The following is a 19,251-nucleotide window of genomic DNA, read 5'->3' on the forward strand; positions in this document are numbered from 1 at the left end:
GGTCTCGGCGTAATGCGGGGCGGCGGTCCAGTTGAGCTGGCTGGAGCCGCCTGTGTTGCTGACGGTGGCGCCGAAGTCGTCGACCTTGGCGCGGTACGCTCCGTTCCGGGACGCGATTTTGTGGAACTGGCGGGCCATGAGCCAGGGCTGTATCACGAACAGCAGCACGACGAGCAGGCCAGCGATCACCAGCGACTGCGTGTCGGGGCTCTCACCTTTCACCAGCGGCTCCGCCGACGTTCCGACGAACGCGGCCACGCCGATGAGAGCGAACCGTTGCGTCCGCCGGGCACGGCCCGACGCCTTGGCCCGCGCTTTGAGTGCCTGTCTCATGTCCTCTCGCGACGAGGCTGTGGCAGCGTCGCGCCGTGCCCCCGCCGGGTGCCGGCACGGGGTCAGCGCGCGGTGGTGACGGTGACCGGGACGTTGGGGCAGGCGTCGAGGACGTCGGACAGAGCAGTGTGTTCGGCCGCATCGATGCTCAGGCCCCAGCGGATTTTGTCGGCGATCCAGTCGGTGACGTACTGGCAGCGGTAGCCGACGGTCGGCGGCAGCCACGTCGTGGGGTCCTGGTCCGCCTTCGACCGGATCGATGCAGCCGACACGGCGATGAGGGCGCGGTCGTCACCGAGGTCGTTGGCGTATGCCTCGCGCTCCGCAGCCGTCCAGGTCAAGGTGTAACAGCCGGTGCGGTCCGAGGTGTTGAGGACCTCGATACGGTTGACGGCGTAGTACGCGGCGCAGTCCGGACGGGTCGTGGTGCCGGCGCGGTCGGTCAGATACGCGAAGACCTGGCCGTCCGGGTTGACTGCGAGCCGCTGGGCCATCTCCTTGGCCGAGCCGACCACCTTGACGCGCCCGTATTCGTGGCCCCGGTGGTCCAGGAAGCGGACCCCTTCGCCGTCGTCGCCGTAGGTCGCCACCAGTCCGCGCCGGTGCGTGCCGACCAGTTCGTACGCGATCGCCGAGCGGTTGATGAAGAGGAGCGCGCCGGTTGCGGCCGAGATCCCGAACACGGCGTTCTGGGGGCCGTAGGGGGTGTATGCGCTCGCGGTCCCGTACACGTTGCCGTCGGCGCCGTTCATCAGCTTCCACACGCCCAGGGACGCGTTGTTGCAGGTGGAGGTGATCGGACGGGACCACAGGAGGTCCGCGCCGCGGTAGGCCACGACGGTCGACGGGTCCCGGTTGTCCGGATGCGGGCGGGCCGGATGCCGACCGTCAGGCCGGAGCTCGTGACCGTGCGGACGCACATGGCCAACGCGCCTGCGGGCGTGCCCGGCAGGGCCGTGCCGGTCGCGTTGAAGCGGCGCGTGGCGGGGGCGGTGCCTGCGGATCCGTCGCAGTCCTGCACGGTGACGCCGCCCTTGGGGTCGGTCTCCAGCCGCGCGGAGCGGCGCCCGGGACCGGGCGCTGCCAGGAGCCGGGCGCGGCCTGCGACGGGGGCGCATCCGCCTGCGCCGCGGGTGCGGCCGGCGCGCCGGCGCCCAGCACCAGGAAGGCGACGGCCAGGGTCCCCGTGATGCGGCACCTGCCCCGGGCCCAGTGTGTTCGAACAAGAGCCCCCGCCTCTTCCCTGGGCCCGGACACCGGGTGCGGTGGCCGGAGCGGGGCCACGGCCAGACCTCCGACGGGCGGCCGGAGGCCGGGCAGCGGACAGCCAGGGGCGCGGACGGGGCCACCACGGCCGGACGGCGGAAGGCGGCCTCCAAGCACAGCGCCGCGCGACCGCAGAACGGCGGGGCGCCGCGCGGGCGGCGGGCGGGGCGCCGCGGGACGGCGCGGACGCGCCGGGAGTACGGCGGGCCTGGGCGCGCGCAAGCGGCGCGGGGCCCGGCGGCCCCGGAGCGGGGCTCGTCCGGCCGCCGGCTCAGGGGGCCGGGGGCCGGCGCGGTGGGCGGCCGGAGGGACGGCACACGGGCGCAGCGGGGGCAGGCCCGGGACGCGGCAGAGGCGGCGCAGCACGGCGCAGGCTGCCGGACGGCCAGGTGGAGGCGGGGTCGGCGCGGCCGGGCGGTCAGGCCCGGGCTGGCGCGCGGGCCGCGGCGCGAACGCGGGCCGCGGCCCGGCGGCGCCGCCGGGCGGAGACGGGCGGCGAGCGGCGGCGCGGGCAGCTGGGCAGTGGGGCGGCAGGGCGGGTGCCCGGGCAGCACAGCGGCCGCACGGGAAAGCCCAGGAGCACGGCACGACCTCGCGGCACAGACGGCACGAGCAGCGCGGCCGGGTGGAGGCTCCGGGCACCAAGCGCAGGGGGCAGTGCACGACCGCTTGAGGCGGCCGACCCGCAGGACGGGCAGGCCATACCGGCCGCACAGCACCGGGGGTGAGCAGGGCGATCGAACCGCGCCCGCCACTCGTTCGAGTGGCGGGGGTGGGTCGGGCTCCCGGCGATCGGCATGCTCGACCAGTGGGGTCTCGCCGATACCTACGAGGTGCAGGCGGAGATCGCCGAGTACCGGGAGTTCCCGATCGTCATGGCGGACGGGACCCGGATCGACGCCGGGCTGAGCACGCCGCGCCGTCTCGCGCCGGGGCAGACCTGTCCCGCCATCGTCATGCCTGCCCCGCTGAACGACCTCGGCCGCCTGGCCTACTTCGGCACGATCCCGCGATGGACACTCGGGGGCTACACCGTCCTGGCCTACAGCCAGCGCGGCCTGGCCCGCTCCGAGGGTGAGATCCACGTCGCCGGGCCCCAGGACGTCGCCGACGGCGTCGAGATCCTCAACTGGCTCACCACACTCGAAGGCGTCGACGCGGAGCGGATCGGATGCTTCGGCGCCTCCTACGGCGCCGGGACAAGCCTACTGCTGGCCGCGGAGGACCCTCGTGTCAAGGCCGTGGCCGGCGCCAGCGCCTGGGGCGACCTGTTCACCTCACTCTTTGAGAACGGCACCCGACACACGCGGGCGTTCGATGCGCTCGTGGCCCTCTTCCACGAGGAGCGCTGCTCGACGGAGTTCCAGAAGATCATCGCGAAGATCCGTGAGAACGTCATCGACGACGACGTCAGGGAATTCGCCCGGCTGCGCTCGCCGATGCAGCACCTAAAGACGTACAACGAGCGCAAGCTGCCGGTCCTGATGACCACCTACTGGCACGAGACGATCTTCTCGGTGCCCGCCGTCATCGACCTGTTCACCCAGCTGCAGGGCCCCAAATCGCTGCTGGTGCAGATCGGCGACCACGGCAACGGCGAACTGCCCGGTCTGTTCGGCGCCATCTCCAAGCCCACCGAGATGACCTACCGCTGGATGGACCACCACCTCGGCGGCAGCGCCGGCGACGGCGCCACGCCGCAGTTCGGCATCCGCTCGGAATACATGCACAACCTCCTGTCCGACCTCGCCCACCCCGACTGGGCGAGCTACGCCCTGCCCAAACAGCGCTTCCACCTCGGCGCCGTCCCCGGCGGGCAGCAGGACGCACCGATGATCCAGGACCAGCCGCAGCCGGGCTGGACCCGCTCCGTGCAGCCCGCCGGCCCGGACACAGGGATCGTCGTCGCCCCAAAGCTCGTCCAGACCGGCCTGAAGGAGCGTGCCGGACTGCCTCACGTCTACCGGACCGCCGAAATCAAGCGCGACGTCGCCGCAGTTTGGACGACCGCGCCGCTGGAGCAGCCCATGCGCGTCCAGGGCGACCTGGAGGCCAAGGTCACCGTGAAACCGCAGACGAACAACGCCACCTTCGTCGCCTACCTCCTGGACTGCAACCCCGCCACCGGCCGGGCCGCCATCATCACCCACGCCCCCTACACCCTCACCGACCAGCAGGCCGCCACCGTCACCTTCCGCCTGCAGCCCGCCCACTACGTCCTCGCCAAGGGCCGTCAACTGCAGCTCATCATCACCAGCTACGACCCCTTCTTCGCGGACGACAACACCATCCCATCCGCCCTTGAGATCACTTCTCCCGAAGGAAACGAGTCCTACATCGACATCCCCCTCGCCCCGCTGCTGTGACACCTTTGCTCCGCCGGGCGTCCGCAGCCCGGCGCAGCAACGGCGCCAGACAGCACACCCCACGGGCGACATGCCCTTACCGGCGCAGCAAGGACAAAGGCCGACGCTCCGCTCCCCACCTGACGCGAACGCTGCCGGAGCCGACGTCGAGCACTCCCGTCCTTGCGCCGGGCCCGCGGCCAGATCGGGCGGGTAAGCCGCAGCGGGACGGGTTCCGGGCGGCCGTCGTGGTCGACGCGGGCCGGATGGTGCTGCGCTCCCGAACCAGCGGCTCGCCGCTTCGGGCGGTGAAGCGGCCGGTTCGCGGGGCGGTTGACCGCCGACGGTACTGATGTTGGCGCCGGCGCAGGGTTCGAGGCGCTTGGCGAGCGTGTGCGGCGGCGGGCGGGACGCTGCGCAAATGCACCGTCCCGCCCGGCCGGCGTCACGTTGCGGGCAGAACCTTCCAGGACGTCACGTTGCTGTTGAATCCAAGACGGCTCCGACGCCGTGATCACTGAGCGGCGAATCCCGGTGCGGCGGGCACCCGGGCCCGCGCCGGGTGGCGGGTGCCGCGAACGGCGAACGCACCGGCATCCTGCGGCACCGGCCGGGCCGGCTCGGCTGACAAGTCGGTACGGCGGCGCGCTGAGGGACGCCGGTCACCCGAGTTCGCCCGCTACCTCGGCATCCCCACCACCACCCGGGTGACCCAAGCCCAGTTCACCTCGGCCGTGTGTACCATCTCGCCCAGGCAGGCGTCCGGCTCGTGCTGATCGACGACATCCACCGGCTGAACCCGCACACGTCAACCGGGGCCGAAACCGCTGACCTGTTAAAGGATTCAGCGAACGCATCGGCGCGACGTTCGTGTACGCGGGCATCGACGTCACCCGCACCGAACTCTTCACAGGCATCCGCGGCGCTCAACTCGTCGGCCGGAACAGCCTGATCGACTTCGGTGCCTTCCCCACTCGCCTCGGAAAGCACCAGCCGTTCAAAGAGCTGATCGCTCTGATGGAACAGGCACTCGACCTCAAGAACCACACAGAGGAGCACGACCGGGCCGACACGGAACCGGGGAACACCGACCCGGGCAGGCACCCGGGACGTGCGCGAAAAGCCACGGCTGCCTTACAGCCCGGCAATGGATCTGCACAAGCCATCCCACCAGCACCCAATCAACCTGCGCAGACCAACAAAGCTCCAGGTCACCAGCGAAGGCACCCCCTGCCGAACGAACGGAACGGGCAGACCTAAAACCGGACTTGGCCCCCCCAACGGAAGATCACCCAGGCAGCCCGCGAAGGTCGTCGTCATCACTGATCAGAACCCTTGAGCGGACACCCTCCCCAGCCATCCAGCCCACCTGAACAATCCGCAGGCCACAGCACAACCACTACGCAGATCGCTGGGCGAGAAGCCTCCCGTCTGCTCGGTCCTGACGCGCCGCCCCGTCCCCGACTCGCCGCTCGCCCGCCGCACCGGCACCTTCCCCGTGGACGGGGTCGCGCGAGCGCACGTCAGCCCCCACGGGCGATGCGGTACAGGTCTGATCCGGCACTCCCCGACACGTCGGTTTCAGGGCTCGGTGTTGAGCCGTCCCGAGCGGAACGGTTCGACCCGGTGGGGCAGGCCGGCGAAGCCGGCGGCGGCAAGCACCTCGCCGAGTGCCGGAAGTGCCGCGGTCCGCGACACGAGCGCCGGGTCCACCTCGACGCGGGCCCGATCGCCGAGGTCGCGGACCCGGAGGTCGGTCACCTGCAGTCCGGCCTCGGCCAGGAGGGTCCGGACGGCCGCCTCGGCGCGGTCGACCCGGGCCAGGCGGTAAGGGGTGACCTCGATGCCGTAACGAACCCGGCTGGCGAGACACGGTGTCGCCGGTTTGTTCCATGTGGGCAGCGACCAGTGCCGGCTGAGGCGGCGTACCTCCGCCTTGGTCAGCCCGGCGTCGAGGAGCGGGGTGCGGATGCCGCGTTCCCGGCCGGCGCGGATGCCCGGCCGGTAGGGGTCCGCGGCGTCGTCCGCGTTGGTGCCGGTGGCCACCGTCTCGAAGCCGTGCTCGTGGGCCAGCGCCGCGATGGTGTCCAGCACCTCGGACTTGCAGAAATAGCAGCGGTCAGGGCCGTTGGCCCGGTAGCCGGGGAGTGCCGACTCGTGGGTGCGCGGGGTGAGATGGGTGACCCCGAGGTCGTCGGCCAGCCGCCGGGCGGCAAGAAGCTCTCCGTCGGCCAGGCTCTCCGACACGGCCGTCACCGCGAGGACCTGGTCGGGCCCGAGCACCCGTGCGGCCGCGGCGAGGACCAGCGCGGAGTCGGCGCCGCCGGAATAGGCGACGGCCACGGGGCCGCCGAGCGCGCGCACGCGGTCCGCGAGCCGGTGCTCCAAGGTGGCGTCACTGGGCACGTTCTTCCTCCTGGTTCGTCGTCATCGTTCCCGCTCGGCTCAGACGCAATGCGCGTACGGCGACGGCGCGCAGGGACAGACCCAGTGCGGCGGCCGCGGCCACCACGTCGTCGTGCTCCGGCTTGGCCGCGTACGGACCGTGTTTGACACGTATGGGGTGCCCGTCCACCTCCACCGTCTCGAAGGCGCGCGGCAGCGTGGTGCGGGTGGCGCCGACGCGCCGGATGCCGAGGGCACCGGTCTCGGACAGCAACAGATCGCGCAGCCGTCGTTCCTGGTGCGGGCTGGTGAGGACGTGCAGCACCTGCGCCGGTCTGCCCTTCTTCATCACCGCCGGGGTCGTCCAGGCGTCGAGGGCGCCGGCGTCCAGCGCCCTGGTGATGACGTGCCCGAGGAGTTCGCCGGTGACGTCGTCGAGGTTGGTCTCCAGCACGACCACGTCCTCGTCCGGTGCACTGGGAAGAGGGGAACCGAGGCTGACAGAGACGACGTTGGGCCGGTCTGGGAGGCGGCGGGTGCCCGACCCGTAGCCGGTGGCGTCCAGGGTCATGGGCGGGGGCGGGCCGTAGCGGGCTCCGGCGGCGTGCAGCAGCGCGGCGCCGGTGGGTGTCACCGTTTCGCCCGGCAGGTCGCTGCCCGTGACGGCGGCTCCCGCCAGAAGGGCGAGGGTAGCCGGCGCGGGGCAGGGCAGGACGCCGTGCGCGGCCTCGACGCGGCCCCGGCCGAGCGGCAGGGGCGCGCTGACCACGTCGGTGACACCGAGGGCGTGCAGGGCCGCGGCGCTGCCGACGATGTCGACGAGGGTGTCGTGGCCGCCGAGTTCGTGCAGGTGGACGTCGGCCGGGTCGGCGTCGTGCAGCCGCCCCTCCGCCTCGGCGATCGCGGTCACGGCGGCGGTGGCGAGGGCCGCGACGGGCCGGGGGGCCGCCCGGGCGGCCATCTCCAGCACCTCGGCGGCCCGCCGCTCGGTGTGGGGGTCGGTGACCTCCACCTGGACCCTGGTGGCGGCCAGTCCGTGGTCGGTGATGCGCTCGGCGGTCAGGTTCCAGCCGGTCAGACCGGTGGCGGCGACGGCGGACCGGATCCGGTCCAGCGGTGCCCCTGCGTCGATCAGTGCGGCCAGCAGCATGTCTCCGGCCAGCCCGGTGAACGGGTTGACCCAGCAGATCACTCGGCGCCTCCGCGGTCTGCCGCCGGCCGGGCCTGGGCGATGCGGTGGACCGCCATGGCCGCGGAGAATCCGGAGTCGATGTTGACCACGGTCACCCCGGCGGCGCAGGAGGCGTGCATGGCGAGCAGCGCGGTGACGCCTTCCAGTGAGGCGCCGTACCCGGTGGAGACGGGCACCGCGACGACCGGGGCGCGGACCAGACCGCCGACGACGCTGGCGAGGGCGCCTTCCATGCCGGCCACCACGATCACCGCGTCGGCCTTCTGCAGCCGGCCGCGCACCTGGAGGACGCGGTCGAGTCCCGCCACGCCCACGTCGTGGACGACCGTCGTGTCCAGCCCGATGGCCGATGCCACGGCGGCGGCCTCGGCGGCCACCGGGCCGTCGGAGGTGCCGGCGGCCGCCACCACGACGGAGAACTCCCCGGTGGCGGCCGGCCGCCAGGTCAGCAGCCGGGCCTTCTCGTCGTACGTTCCGCCTTCCACCTGCCCCAGGACCGCCGCCGCCGTTTCGGGGACGACGCGGGTAGTGAGGACGGGACCGGTGTTGTGGCGCAGGAGGCCGGTGACGATTCCGGCGATCTGCTCCACGGTCTTGCCGGGGCCGTAGACCACTTCCGGCAGGCCCTGGCGGGCCTCACGGCCGAGGTCGAGCCGGGCGTATCCCAGGTCCAACACCTCGTTCACGGCCGCCCCCGTCCGATGTAGGGAATGGTCTGCGGGCCTTCCGGCAGGACGCACACGCGGGCGTCCGGGCCCGCGGCGGCCAGCGCCTCCGCGACGGTGGCGGTGATGTCGTGGGTCTGCCGCAGATGGGCCGTGGCCAGCTCCTCGTCGCTGAGGAAGGAAGTGTGCATGATGACGCGGCTGCCCGACTGGATGCGGGCCTGGATCTGCACCTGCCACTGGTCCGGAACCGTTTCGGTGCGCGCGCCGATGTCGGCGAACAGGGCCTGCGGGGACGGCGCGGAGGCCAGCACCTGGCGGTAGGAGCCGTGGTCTGGGAAGCCGTCGCGGCACTCGGCCGCGCACACGATCGTCCCTCCGGGCCGGACCACCTGGTAGGCCGCCGACATCCCCTTGACCGCCTGGTACAGGTTCTGGTCCAGCGGGAAGCCGGAGTTGGTGGTGACGACGACGTCGAACGGCGCCTCGACGGGGCGCATCGCCATGCGCTTGGCCGTGGCCGTCGCGGCCGCGTGCATGGGCAGCAGGTCGCCGCCGAACGCGGACACGATGTCCTTGGCCCGGTTGAGCACCACGTCCAGCGCGAAGGTGACACCGGTGGCCTCGGCGATGGCGCGCACGTCGTCGTGGACCGGATTGCCTTGGGTGATGCCCCAGGTGGCGCGCGGGTCTCCGATGCGCGCCGCGTCGTGCAGCACGAGCACGGTCTCCAGCGCGGCGAGCCCGGGGGCGACGAGCTTCGGGCCGCCGGAGAAGCCGGCGAAGAAGTGGGGTTCGACGAAGCCGGTGGTGATGCGGACGTCCGACTCCCACCACTCGCGGTTGAGCCACACCGGGACGCCGTTGCCGTAGGTGCCGATCCACGCCAGTTGGTCGGCGTCGCGGGCGTCGTGGTTGACGATCCGTACCCCGTCGACGATCTCGTCGCCGAACATCGCCCGCAGCTCGGACTCGTCGTTGCCGCGATGCGTGCCGGTCGCGACGAGGATCACCACGTCCTCCCGGCGGACGACGCCCTCCAGTTCGTCCAGGACGGCCGGGATCATCAGGTGGCGGGGCTGCGGGCGGGTGCCGTCGCAGGCCGAGATGGCCACCGTCTGCCCCGGGCGGACCCGCTCGCGCAGCGGCGGTCCGGCGACCGGGTCGCGCAGCGCGGCGCGCAGGACGGCCATCTGGTCCGCGGCTCCCTCGTGATGGACGGGTTCGACGACCGTCGCCGTGCGCGGATCGACCTCGATGTCGAGCCCCGACTGCCCGTAGGCCAGACGTACTTTCACCGGACCACCCCCACCGGGCCGTCGTCCGCGGATCGTCCCGGCTGGTCGCCCTCGCCCAGTCCGTAGGCGCGTTCCGCCGTCGTGGCGAAGACCTGGGAGCGCTCGGCCGGGGTGAGGCCGGCGGTCAGTGCCTCCGCCGCGCCGACGACCTCCGCGTAGGAGGCGACCGGCAGGCAGACCGGCCAGTCCGAGCCGAACATCACCCGCTGCGGGCCGAAGGCGTCGAGCACCACGTCGGCGTAGGGACGCAGGGCGGCCACGCTCCGGTCGTTGCGGTCGGCCTCGGTGACCATGCCGGACAGCTTGCAGAACACGTGGGGCTGGGCCGCCAGTTCACGGATCAGCGACGCCCAGGGCTGGAGTGCGCCCGTGGCGATGGGCGGCTTGGCCAGATGGTCGAGGACGAACGTGAGTTCCGGCAGCCCCCGGACGGTGCTGATGGCGGCGGGCAGTTGGTGCGGGAGGACGAGCAAGTCGTAGGCGAGGTTCGCCTGCGCGACCGTGCGCAGGCCCCGGCGCACGTCCGGCCGGCTCAGCCAGCCGGGGTCCGGTTCGCTCTGCACCAGGTGCCGCAGGCCGACCAGACGGTCGCCGCCGGGCGCCGCCCGCAGGGCGTGCAGGGTGTCGGCGAGGCCGTCCGAGGTGAGGTCCGCCCAGCCCACGACGCCGGCGACCAGGTCGTCGGCCGCGGCCAGGGACAGGAACTCCGCGGTCTCGTCGAGGTCGGGCAGGACCTGGACCAGGACCGTACGGTCGATGCCCGCCGCCAGGGCCGCCGGCGCCAGGTCCGCCATGGTGAAGTCCCGCCGCAGGGGGGCCATGCCGGGCGCGTCGAGCCATGTGTGCACGCGGCGCCGCGGGCCGGGGCCCGGGGCGGGCCCGGGGGCCGAGGCCGGCCGCCAGACGTGGTGGTGTGCGTCGATCCTGCTCATGATCCGTCTCGTTCGCGTTCGAGGGCGTCGAGCTCCGTCCACAGCTCTTCGGGGATCGTCGCGCCGGCGTGTGCGACGTTGACGGTGATCTCCTGGGCACTGCGCGCCCCGACGACGACGCCGGTGACGGCGGGGTGTCGCAGCGGGAACCGCAGGGCCGCGGCGGCCAGCGCCACGCCGTGAGCGGCGCAGCGCTCGCTGAGGGCGAGGGCGTGGCGCCGCACCGCTTCGGGGGCCGGCGCGTAGTCGTAGGTGGCGTCGGATGCGAGGTTCGCCAGGATGCCGCTGTTGAAGACCCCGCCGACCAGGACGCCCACCTCGCGTTCGGCGCACGCGGGCAGCAGTTCGTCGGCCGCGCTGCGGTCCAGCAGGGAGTAGCGGCCGGCCACGAGGACGCAGTCGAGGTCCGTCTCGGTGACGAAGCGGGTGAGCATCGCCGTCTGGTTCATCCCGACGCCGATCGCCCGGACCGCTCCCTCGGCGCGCAGCCGGGCCAGTGCCGGGTAGGCGCCGGTGAGGGCCTCCTTCCAGTGTTCGTCCGGGTCGTGGATGAACACGATGTCGAAGGCGTCGAGGCCGGAACGCTCCAGGCTCTCGGTGAGGGAGCGGTGGACGCCGTCGGCACTGTAGTCGCGGATCCTGACCAGGCCGGGGTCCCCGTGGAAGTCCTCGTCGCCTGGTGCGGATTCGCCCGGCACGAGCAGTCGGCCGACCTTGGTGGACACCGTGCAGTCCGCGCGCGCGTGACCGAGGCCGGTCAGGAAGGCGCCGAGCCGTCGTTCGGCGAGCCCGGCACCGTAGTGCGGGGCGGTGTCGAAGTAGCGGATCCCGGCCGCCCAGGCCGCCTCCAGCGTGCCGGTGGCCTCCCGGCCGCCGACCGCGGAGAACAGACCGCCCAGCGGTGCGGTGCCCAGCCCGATGCGGCTGACGGTGACGCGGGAGCGGCCGAGGGGGACCCGTTCGGCATACCAGGGGTGCGCCGCGGCGGACATCAGGCCTGCCCGAAGACGTGCCGCTGACGGCCGAGCCGGTCGATCTCGGCCTCGACCACGTCACCGGCCCGCAGGTAGGGGAAGTCGTTGGCGCCGAAGGCCACGCCCGCCGGGGTTCCGGTGTTGATCACGTCGCCGGGGTCCAGCACCATGAACTGGCTCAGGTACCAGACGACGTGGTGCACCCCGAAGATCATGTTTTTGGTGTGCCCGTGCTGACGCGGCTCGCCGTTGACCCACAGCCGCAGCGCCAGCTCCTGGGGGTCCCCGGTCTCGTCGGGGGTCACCAGCCAGGGGCCGAGGGGGTTGAAGGTCTCGCAGGACTTGCCCTTGTCCCACTGTCCGCCGCGTTCGTGCTGGAAGGAGCGCTCGCTGACGTCGTCGGCGATGGCGTAGCCCGCGACGACGTCGGCGGCGGCGGCCGGGGAGTCCAGATAGCGGGCGGTGCGGCCGATGACGACCGCGAGTTCGATCTCGTAGTCCGTCCGGGTGCTGGTGCGCGGTATGAGGACGGTGTCGTCGGGTCCGACCACCGTGTTGGACGCCTTCATGAAGATCACCGGCTCCGCCGGGGGCGGGGTCGCGGTCTCCTCGGCGTGATCGGCGTAGTTCAGCCCGATGCACACGACCTTGCCCGGGCGGGCCACGGGTGCTCCGGTGCGCTGCCCGCTGATGTCGATGCGCGGCAGGGCTCCCCCGGCCAGCGCTTCGCGGGCGCGCTCCACGCCGTCACCGGCCAGGAAAGCGCCGTCGATGTCGGCGGTCAGCGAGGTCAGGTCGTAGGCGAGGCCGTCGGTGTCGAGGACGGCGGGACGTTCCGAGCCCGCGGGGCCCACGCGCAGAAACCTCATCGAAGTGCTCCTCACTGAGCGAACGTGCCTGCCCGTGGCTCACGGCTGTCCGGGCCAGGCACGGGGCTGGTGGCATGTGATGGACGAGGGTGGGTCGTGAATTACCCGGTGTTCACGGCCGGTCCGGGACGGCGCTGTTCGGCTCCAAGTGCTCGCGCAGCCACTGTTCGGTGGTGCTGACGTGCAGGAGCGCGGCGGCCTGCGCCAGGCAGGCGTCACCGGCGGCCAGTGCCTGGAAGATCGCCTCGTGTTCGGCGACGGTGCGGGCGGCGGCGTTGTCGTCGACCAGACCGCGCCAGACGCGTGCGCGCACCGTCCGGCTGGAGATCCCCTCCAGCAGGGTGGCGAGGGTGGCGTTGCCGGTGGCCGCGACCACCGCCCGGTGGAACGCCGCGTCGTGTTCGTTGAGCCGCTCGACGTCCTCCCGGGCCGCCCGCATCGCGTCCAGGTGCCGCTCCACCTCGGCCAGTTCCCCGGCCGAGATGCGGGTGGCGGCCAGTCCGGTGGCGACCGGTTCGAACAGCCGGCGCACCTCGGTCAGCTCCAGCAGAGTGTCGCCGCGGAGCAGTTCCACCGCCGATCCGATGCTGCTCAGCAGCAGCTCCGGTTCGAGGCTGGTCACGTATGTGCCGTCGCCCCGGCGGATCTCCAGCACGCGTGCGACCACCAGTGCCTTGACCGCCTCCCGCATCAGGTTGCGCGACAGCCCCAGCTCCGCGGCCAGCTGCTGCTCGGGCGGCAGTTTGGCGCCCGGCGGCAGCTCGCCGGACTGGATGAGGTCCCTGATGCGGTCGATGGCCTTGTCGGTCAGTGACATGCGGCTGCTCCCTGCTCGTTTCCCAGGCGGCGGCAGCGTAGCAATACATCCCATCACTCAGGAAGAGATGGGATGGCCTGTAGATGACCTCGCACATAGCCTCACTGCAAATAAGCAGGTGGGCAGCGACCACTTACATATTTCTCTCCTGAGGTATGGACACCAAGGCGGGGCGACTCTATAAATCCATCCCATGTCCAGCATCTGCCGTAGCAGAACGGACATCTCGTTGACACACGACGATGGGTGGTGGCCATGGAGCCGACACGACACCGGACCCTGCGAACCGAAGGTGCCGGGCCCGATGAGTGAGCTCATCAGCGCGGTCGAGGCCGTGGACGTACGGTTCCCGACCTCGCGGGACCTCGATGGCTCCGATGCCATGAACCCCGAACCCGACTACTCGGCGGCGTACGTGACGATCCGCACGAGCGCCGGGGACCGCGGATACGGACTCGCCTTCACCGTGGGACGCGGCAACGACGTCGAGGTCGCCGCCGTACGCGCCCTGGCCCCGCTGGTCGTGGGGCTCCCGGTGGCGGAGGTGCTGGCCGATCTCGGCGCCTTCTCCCGGCGGTTGACCGGCGACAGCCAACTGCGCTGGCTCGGCCCGGAGAAGGGGGCCATCCACATGGCCGCCGCGGCGATCGTCAACGCAGTCTGGGACCTGTACGGACGCCGCACCGGCAAGCCGGTCTGGCGGCTGCTGGCCGAACTCTCCCCCGAACAGCTGGTCGACCTGGTCGACTTCCGCTACCTCCAGGACGCCCTCACCCGCGACGAGGCCCTGGACATCCTGCGCCGCGCCGAGCCCGGCCGCGCCGAGCGCACCGCGCACCTGCTGGAGCACGGCTACCCCGCGTACACCACGACCCCCGGCTGGCTCGGTTACGACGACGAGAAGCTGGTGCGGCTGTCCAAGGAGGCGGTCGCCGACGGGTTCGGGCAGATCAAGCTGAAGGTCGGTGCCGACCTCGAGGCGGACCGACGCCGCATGCGGCTGGCCCGCGCCGCGGTCGGCCCGGACATCAGGATCGCCGTCGACGCCAACCAGGCATGGGGAGTCCAGCAGGCCATCGACTGGACGGCCTCGCTCGCCCCCTACGACCCGTACTGGATCGAGGAGCCCACCTCGCCGGACGACATCCTCGGCCACGCCGCCATCCGCCGGGCCGTGGCGCCGGTCAAGGTGGCCACCGGTGAACACACCCACAACCAGGTGATGTTCAAACAGCTCCTCCAGGCGGGAGCCCTCGACATCCTGCAGCTCGACGCCAGCCGCACCGCCGGCGTCACCGAGAACGTCGCCATCCTGCTGCTTGCCGCCAAGTTCGGCGTCCCGGTGTGCCCGCACGCCGGCGGGGTCGGACTGTGCGAGATGGTGCAGCACCTGGCGATGTTCGACTACGTGGCCGTCAGCGGCACCACCGAGAACCGCGTCATCGAGTACGTCGACCACCTGCACGAGCACTTCACCGACCCGGTCCGCATCCGCGACGGCCGCTATCTCGCCCCGTCCGCCCCCGGCATCAGCGCCGAACTCCATCCGCGGTCCTTGGCGGACCACCGCTACCCCGACGGCCCGGTGTGGAGCGGGGAGGCCGAGGGATGAGCGCTCCCGACTGTGCGGGACTGACAGCCCTCGTCACCGGCGGCGCCTCCGGCATCGGACTGGCCACCGCACGCCTGTTGACCGCCCGCGGGGCCCGCGTCGCCTGCCTCGACCTCGAACCCGACGGCCTGCCCGAGCCCTTGACCGGGATCCAGGCGGACGTGGCCGACGACGCGGGCGTGCGGGAGGCCGTCGCCGAGGCCGCGCGCGTCCTCGGCGGTATCGACATCCTGGTCAACAACGCCGGCATCGGCGCCCAGGGCACCATCGAGGAGAACGCCGACGACGAGTGGCACCGGGTGTTCGACGTCAACGTCCTCGGCATGGTCCGGGTGACCCGGGCCGCCCTCCCCCATCTGCGCCGCTCCGCCAGCGCGGCCATCGTCAACACCTGCTCCATCGCCGCCACCGCCGGGCTCCCCGACCGGGTGCTGTACTCCGCGACGAAGGGCGCCGTGCTGGCCCTGACCCGGGCGACCGCGGCCGACCTCGTGCACTGCGGGATCCGCGTCAACTGCGTCAACCCCGGCACCGCCGACACTCCCTGGATCGGCCGCCTCCTGGACCGCGCCGCGGACCCCGCGGCCGAACGCGCGGCCCTCAACGCCCGTCAGCCGATGGGCCGTCTCGTCTCCGCCGATGAGGTCGCCGCGGCCATCGCCTACCTCGCAAGCCCCCTGTCCGGCTCCACCACCGGCACCGACCTCCCCGTCGACGGTGGTATGCAGGGCCTGCGGATCCGTCCGCGCACCTGACTCCGCTCCTTCCCTTCCCCTCTCGCGACCGGCACCCGCACACCGCACGACCGGTCGCGCAGGCAGCCCGTCCGCGCGACCCCGTCAGCAAGGAGAGCGAGCAATGCAGCTCAGGTTCACCAGGTACGCCTGTCTCGGCGCCCTCGCCGCCCTGTCCGTCCCCGCACTCACCGCCTGCGGGGGTTCGGGATCCGCGTCGGCCTCGGGCCAGGGCGGTGGTTCCACCGTGGTCGGGGTCGACTACCCGCGCTCCGACACCGACTTCTGGAACTCGTACATCAAGTACACCCCGCAGTTCGCGAAGGAGCTCAAGCTCGACCTGAAGACCACCAACTCGCAGAACGACGTCGCCAAACTCACCGCCGACGTCCAGACGTTCATCAGCCAGGGCGTCAAGGGCGTCGCGATGGCACCTCAGGACACCGCCGCCATCGCACCCACCCTGGCGCAGCTGGAGGCGAAGAAGATCCCGGTCGTCTCCGTGGACACCCGCCCCGACACCGGCAACGTGTACATGGTCGTGCGCGCGGACAACCGCGCCTACGGCGAGAAGGCCTGCCAGTACCTCGGGACCAAGCTGGGCGGCAAGGGCAAGGTCGTCATGCTCCAGGGCGATCTCGCCTCCGTCAACGGCCGTGACCGCACGGAGGCGTTCAACGACTGCATGAAGAAGAACTATCCGGACATCAGGGTCTTCGGCGAAGCCGCCAACTGGGACGGCGCCGTCGCGGCACAGAAGCTCCAGACCGACCTGACCGCCCACCCCGACATCAAGGGCGTCTACATGCAGTCCAGTTTCGCGCTCTCCGGCACCCTGCAGGTGCTCAAGCAGAAGGGCCTGCTGGTCGGACCCGAGGACAAGAAGCACGTGTTCGTGGTCTCCAACGACGGCATCCCCGAGGAGCTCAAGGACATAGCCGCGGGCAAGATCGACGCCACCGTCTCCCAGCCGGCCGACCTCTACGCCAAGTACGCCCTCTACTACCTCAAGGCGGCGATCGACGGCAAGACGTTCAAGCCCGGCAAGACCGACCACGACAGCACGATCATCCAGGTCCGCGAGGGCCTTCTGGAGGACCAGCTCTCCGCGCCCCTGGTGACGGCGGACGGCGGCACCTACGGCGGGGTCCCCAGCCTCAAGAGCAACGACAGCACCCTGTGGGGCAACAACCTCAGCTGACCGGAAGGCGATTCGCAGACATGTCTACGGCTGCGCCCGTCGCCCAGGCGGCGGCGATAACGAAGCGGTTCGGTTCCACGGTGGCGCTGTGCGACGCCCGGATCACGATCGCACCCGGTCAGACGCACGCACTCGTCGGACGCAACGGCGCGGGCAAGTCCACGCTGGTCTCCATCCTCACCGGACTGCACGCACCGGACGAGGGCACGGTCACCTTCAACGGCGAACCGGCGCCCCGGCTCGCGGACCGGGACGGCTGGCGGCAGCGGGTGGCGTGCGTGTACCAGAAGTCCACCGTCATCCCCGAGCTGACAGTCGCCGAGAACCTCTTCCTCAACCGGCACGACCGCGGTCGCGGCGGGCTGATCAGCTGGCGGACGGTGCGCGCCAGGGCACGCGAACTGCTGCGGACCTGGTCGGTCGACGTGGACGTGCGCACCCCGGCGGGAGAACTCGACGTCGAACAGCGCCAGTTCCTGGAGATCGCCCGGGCCCTGTCCTTCGGGGCCCGCTTCATCATCCTCGACGAACCCACCGCGCAGCTGGACGGAGCAGCGATCAACCGGCTGTTCGCCCGGATCCGGGACCTTCAGCGGCAGGGCGTGACCTTCCTGTTCATCAGCCATCACCTCCAGGAGGTCTACGAGATCTGCGACACGGTGACGGTGTTCCGCGACGCCCGGCACATCCTGACCGCCCCGGTGACCGAACTGCCCCGCGCCGAACTGGTCGCCGCCATGACCGGCGAGGGCGCCACCGAGGCCGCCAGGGCCCGCCGCCGCCCGACGGACAGCAGATCCCCCGATGTGCTCGTCGTGGAGGACGCGACGCTCGACGGGATCTACGAGGACGTGTCCGTCCGTGTCCGCGGCGGGGAGATCGTCGGTCTCGCGGGCGCGGCGAGCAGCGGCCGCATCGAAGTGGCGGAGACGGTCGTCGGACTGCGCGCCGCCGACACCGGCACGGTGCGGATCGCCGGGGTGCGTCCACGCCCCGGCAGCGTGCCCGCGGCCCTGAAGGCCGGCGCCGGCTTCGTCCCGCAGGACCGCCACCACCAGGGCTACGTACCGGAGATGTCCATCGCGGACAACGGCACCCTCACCATCCCCGAACGGCTCGGTCCGCCCGGCTTCATCGACGGACGCCGCCGGGACACCTACGCCCGTTCCATGATCGAGAACCTTGCGATCAAGACGCCGGGGCCGGAGCTGCCCGTCTCCGGGCTCTCCGGGGGCAATCAGCAGAAGGTCGTCATGGCCCGCGCCCTGGCCAGCGATCCGAAGGTGCTGGTCCTGATCAATCCGACCGCCGGTGTCGACGTGCGGTCCAAGGAGTTCCTCCTCGGCAAGGTCGAGGAGATCGCCGAGTCCGGCACCGGGGTGCTGATCGCCTCCGACGAACTCGACGACCTGCGCATGTGCGACCGGGTCCTGGTGATGTTCCAGGGCCGAGTAGTGGCCGAGAAAGCCCGCGGCTGGCACGACCACGAGCTCGTGGCCGCAATGGAAGGAGTGGACCTCGATGTCTGAGAGCGCGACTGCGGCCACCGCGAAGAGTCCTGACGACGGCCCGCCGTCCCTCGTGAGCGACCAGTCGGCCACCGGCAGGGCGGGCCAGCGGAGGCTGGCCTTCGCACGGCTGCGGGACCTGGCACTCATCCCCGCGATCATCGTCATGGCGATCGTCGGCCAGCTGGTCAATCCGGTGTTCCTGCAGCCCGACAACCTGATCAACGTGCTGCAAACCATGTCCGAGATCGCCCTGCTGGTCCTCGCCCAGACCCTGGTGCTCATCGTCAAGAAGATGGACCTCTCCCTGGAGTCCACCGTGGGGCTCGCCCCCGGCGTCGCGGCCTGGCTCACCGTCCCGGCGGGCGCGGCGCACGGCGTCGGACTGCTGCCCGGCCCCTGGTCCGTCCCCGTCACCCTGACGGTCGGTCTCCTCATCGGCGTGGTGAACGCGCTGTTCATCATCCGGTTCGGGCTCAACGGCTTCATCGTGACGCTCGGCATGCTGATCGTGCTGCGCGGCATCCTGACCGGCATCTCCGGCGGCCAGACCTTCTTCCAGCTGCCCCAGTCGATGCTCTACCTCGGCACCGCCCAGTGGCTGGGCATGCCCGCCTCGGTGTGGATCTGCCTGATCCTCTTCGCCATCGGCATCGTCGTGCTCGGCTTCACCAGCTTCGGCCGCTCCCTCTACGCGATCGGCGGCAACGTCGACGCGGCCAAGGCGGCCGGCATCCGCACCGACCGCGTGCTGTGGATCGTCATCGTCACCGCGAGCGTCCTCGCCGCGCTGAGCGGCCTGCTGCTCTCGGGACGCCTGGCCTCGGTGGCCTCCGCCCAGGGCAACGGCTACATCTTCACCGTGTTCGCCGCCGCCGTCATCGGCGGCATCAGCCTCAACGGCGGCAAGGGAACGGTCTTCGGCGCGTTCACCGGCATCCTGCTGCTGTTCCTGATCCAGAACGTCCTCACCCTCGGCGGTGTCCCCGCCCAGTGGATCGGCGCCCTCAACGGCGCGATCATCCTCGTCGCCCTGGCGCTGTCCCGCATCACCGGAGGCAAGGCTCAGGACTAGACACCGCCCGCTGTTTGCGCAGCGGCCCGCACCACTCCCGAATGA

General features: G+C 71.6%; 17 protein-coding genes. 7 read left to right on the top strand and 10 right to left on the bottom strand.

What is annotated here, in order from left to right:
- A partial coding sequence (locus OO52_RS43510; protein ID WP_159024659.1) for a hypothetical protein occupies positions 1 to 258 on the bottom strand: 258 nt, incomplete at its 3' end.
- A gap of 137 nt (positions 259 to 395) precedes the next feature.
- Positions 396 to 1,169, bottom strand: coding sequence for an HNH endonuclease family protein (locus OO52_RS53680; RefSeq protein WP_234339990.1), 774 nt, complete (start codon positions 1,167 to 1,169; stop codon positions 396 to 398).
- Positions 1,170 to 2,396: 1,227 nt separating this feature from the next.
- Here OO52_RS53680 and OO52_RS43520 point away from each other — a divergent pair.
- Positions 2,397 to 3,965 (top strand): alpha/beta fold hydrolase, encoded by a 1,569-nt coding sequence (locus OO52_RS43520; protein ID WP_051847982.1) that lies wholly within the window; start codon positions 2,397 to 2,399, stop codon positions 3,963 to 3,965.
- An 849-nt stretch (positions 3,966 to 4,814) separates the two neighbouring features.
- Entirely contained in the window at positions 4,815 to 5,204 is a 390-nt protein-coding gene (locus OO52_RS54425; RefSeq protein ID WP_209439615.1) for a hypothetical protein, read from the top strand.
- 321 nt (positions 5,205 to 5,525) lie between these two features.
- Here OO52_RS54425 and larE read toward each other — a convergent pair whose 3' ends face one another.
- From larE to OO52_RS43560, 8 genes are all read right to left on the bottom strand, one after another.
- Positions 5,526 to 6,350, bottom strand: coding sequence for an ATP-dependent sacrificial sulfur transferase LarE (larE, locus tag OO52_RS43525; RefSeq protein WP_030655827.1), 825 nt, complete (start codon positions 6,348 to 6,350; stop codon positions 5,526 to 5,528).
- Positions 6,340 to 7,521 carry a nickel pincer cofactor biosynthesis protein LarC gene (gene larC, locus OO52_RS43530; protein WP_030655825.1) on the bottom strand — a complete coding sequence of 394 codons (1,182 nt, stop codon included), beginning with the start codon at positions 7,519 to 7,521 and terminating at the stop codon, positions 6,340 to 6,342. The genes larE and larC overlap by 11 nt, the downstream gene beginning before the upstream one ends.
- Positions 7,518 to 8,207, bottom strand: a complete 690-nt coding sequence (gene larB / locus OO52_RS43535) for a nickel pincer cofactor biosynthesis protein LarB (protein ID WP_030655824.1) — start codon at positions 8,205 to 8,207, stop codon at positions 7,518 to 7,520. Before larB ends, larC begins: the two co-directional genes overlap by 4 nt.
- A complete protein-coding gene (gene larA / locus OO52_RS43540; RefSeq protein WP_030655821.1) occupies positions 8,204 to 9,484 on the bottom strand; it encodes a nickel-dependent lactate racemase in 1,281 nt (426 codons plus the stop codon). Before larA ends, larB begins: the two co-directional genes overlap by 4 nt.
- Positions 9,481 to 10,416 (bottom strand): amidohydrolase family protein, encoded by a 936-nt coding sequence (locus OO52_RS43545; protein ID WP_078877527.1) that lies wholly within the window; start codon positions 10,414 to 10,416, stop codon positions 9,481 to 9,483. The genes larA and OO52_RS43545 overlap by 4 nt, the downstream gene beginning before the upstream one ends.
- Positions 10,413 to 11,408 carry an aldo/keto reductase gene (locus OO52_RS43550; protein ID WP_030655817.1) on the bottom strand — a complete coding sequence of 332 codons (996 nt, stop codon included), beginning with the start codon at positions 11,406 to 11,408 and terminating at the stop codon, positions 10,413 to 10,415. The genes OO52_RS43545 and OO52_RS43550 overlap by 4 nt, the downstream gene beginning before the upstream one ends.
- Complete coding sequence (locus OO52_RS43555) at positions 11,408 to 12,259, bottom strand: fumarylacetoacetate hydrolase family protein (RefSeq protein WP_030655814.1); 852 nt, start codon at positions 12,257 to 12,259, stop codon at positions 11,408 to 11,410. Before OO52_RS43555 ends, OO52_RS43550 begins: the two co-directional genes overlap by 1 nt.
- 112 nt (positions 12,260 to 12,371) lie before the next feature.
- On the bottom strand, positions 12,372 to 13,076 hold the full coding sequence (locus tag OO52_RS43560) for a FadR/GntR family transcriptional regulator (protein WP_030655812.1): 705 nt from the start codon (positions 13,074 to 13,076) through the stop codon (positions 12,372 to 12,374).
- Positions 13,077 to 13,380: 304 nt separating this feature from the next.
- Between OO52_RS43560 and OO52_RS43565 the strand changes: the two genes are divergently transcribed.
- From OO52_RS43565 to OO52_RS43585, 5 genes are all read left to right on the top strand, one after another.
- The gene (locus OO52_RS43565; protein WP_030655809.1) at positions 13,381 to 14,688 is read left to right on the top strand and encodes an enolase C-terminal domain-like protein; all 1,308 of its coding nucleotides are present in this window, start codon (positions 13,381 to 13,383) and stop codon (positions 14,686 to 14,688) included.
- On the top strand, positions 14,685 to 15,443 hold the full coding sequence (locus OO52_RS43570) for an SDR family NAD(P)-dependent oxidoreductase (protein WP_030655807.1): 759 nt from the start codon (positions 14,685 to 14,687) through the stop codon (positions 15,441 to 15,443). The genes OO52_RS43565 and OO52_RS43570 overlap by 4 nt, the downstream gene beginning before the upstream one ends.
- 103 nt (positions 15,444 to 15,546) lie before the next feature.
- Positions 15,547 to 16,623 carry a sugar ABC transporter substrate-binding protein gene (locus OO52_RS43575; RefSeq protein WP_030655804.1) on the top strand — a complete coding sequence of 359 codons (1,077 nt, stop codon included), beginning with the start codon at positions 15,547 to 15,549 and terminating at the stop codon, positions 16,621 to 16,623.
- A gap of 20 nt (positions 16,624 to 16,643) precedes the next feature.
- On the top strand, positions 16,644 to 18,152 hold the full coding sequence (locus OO52_RS43580; protein WP_030655802.1) for a sugar ABC transporter ATP-binding protein: 1,509 nt from the start codon (positions 16,644 to 16,646) through the stop codon (positions 18,150 to 18,152).
- Positions 18,145 to 19,206, top strand: a complete 1,062-nt coding sequence (locus tag OO52_RS43585; RefSeq protein WP_030655800.1) for an ABC transporter permease — start codon at positions 18,145 to 18,147, stop codon at positions 19,204 to 19,206. The genes OO52_RS43580 and OO52_RS43585 overlap by 8 nt, the downstream gene beginning before the upstream one ends.
- Positions 19,207 to 19,251 lie beyond the last annotated feature (45 nt).

Origin of the sequence: Streptomyces flaveolus, assembly GCF_000716535.1 — a bacterium.
GTDB lineage: Bacteria > Actinomycetota > Actinomycetes > Streptomycetales > Streptomycetaceae > Streptomyces > Streptomyces flaveolus_A.

Coding starts and splice junctions, on each gene's coding strand:
- OO52_RS43520 (WP_051847982.1), top strand. CDS start 2,397: ATGCTCGACCAGTGGGGTCTCGCCGATACCTACGAGGTGCAGGCGGAG.
- OO52_RS43545 (WP_078877527.1), bottom strand. CDS start 10,416: ATGAGCAGGATCGACGCACACCACCACGTCTGGCGGCCGGCCTCGGCC.
- OO52_RS43550 (WP_030655817.1), bottom strand. CDS start 11,408: ATGTCCGCCGCGGCGCACCCCTGGTATGCCGAACGGGTCCCCCTCGGC.
- OO52_RS43555 (WP_030655814.1), bottom strand. CDS start 12,259: ATGAGGTTTCTGCGCGTGGGCCCCGCGGGCTCGGAACGTCCCGCCGTC.
- OO52_RS43560 (WP_030655812.1), bottom strand. CDS start 13,076: ATGTCACTGACCGACAAGGCCATCGACCGCATCAGGGACCTCATCCAG.
- OO52_RS43565 (WP_030655809.1), top strand. CDS start 13,381: ATGAGTGAGCTCATCAGCGCGGTCGAGGCCGTGGACGTACGGTTCCCG.
- OO52_RS43570 (WP_030655807.1), top strand. CDS start 14,685: ATGAGCGCTCCCGACTGTGCGGGACTGACAGCCCTCGTCACCGGCGGC.
- OO52_RS43575 (WP_030655804.1), top strand. CDS start 15,547: ATGCAGCTCAGGTTCACCAGGTACGCCTGTCTCGGCGCCCTCGCCGCC.
- OO52_RS43580 (WP_030655802.1), top strand. CDS start 16,644: ATGTCTACGGCTGCGCCCGTCGCCCAGGCGGCGGCGATAACGAAGCGG.
- OO52_RS43585 (WP_030655800.1), top strand. CDS start 18,145: ATGTCTGAGAGCGCGACTGCGGCCACCGCGAAGAGTCCTGACGACGGC.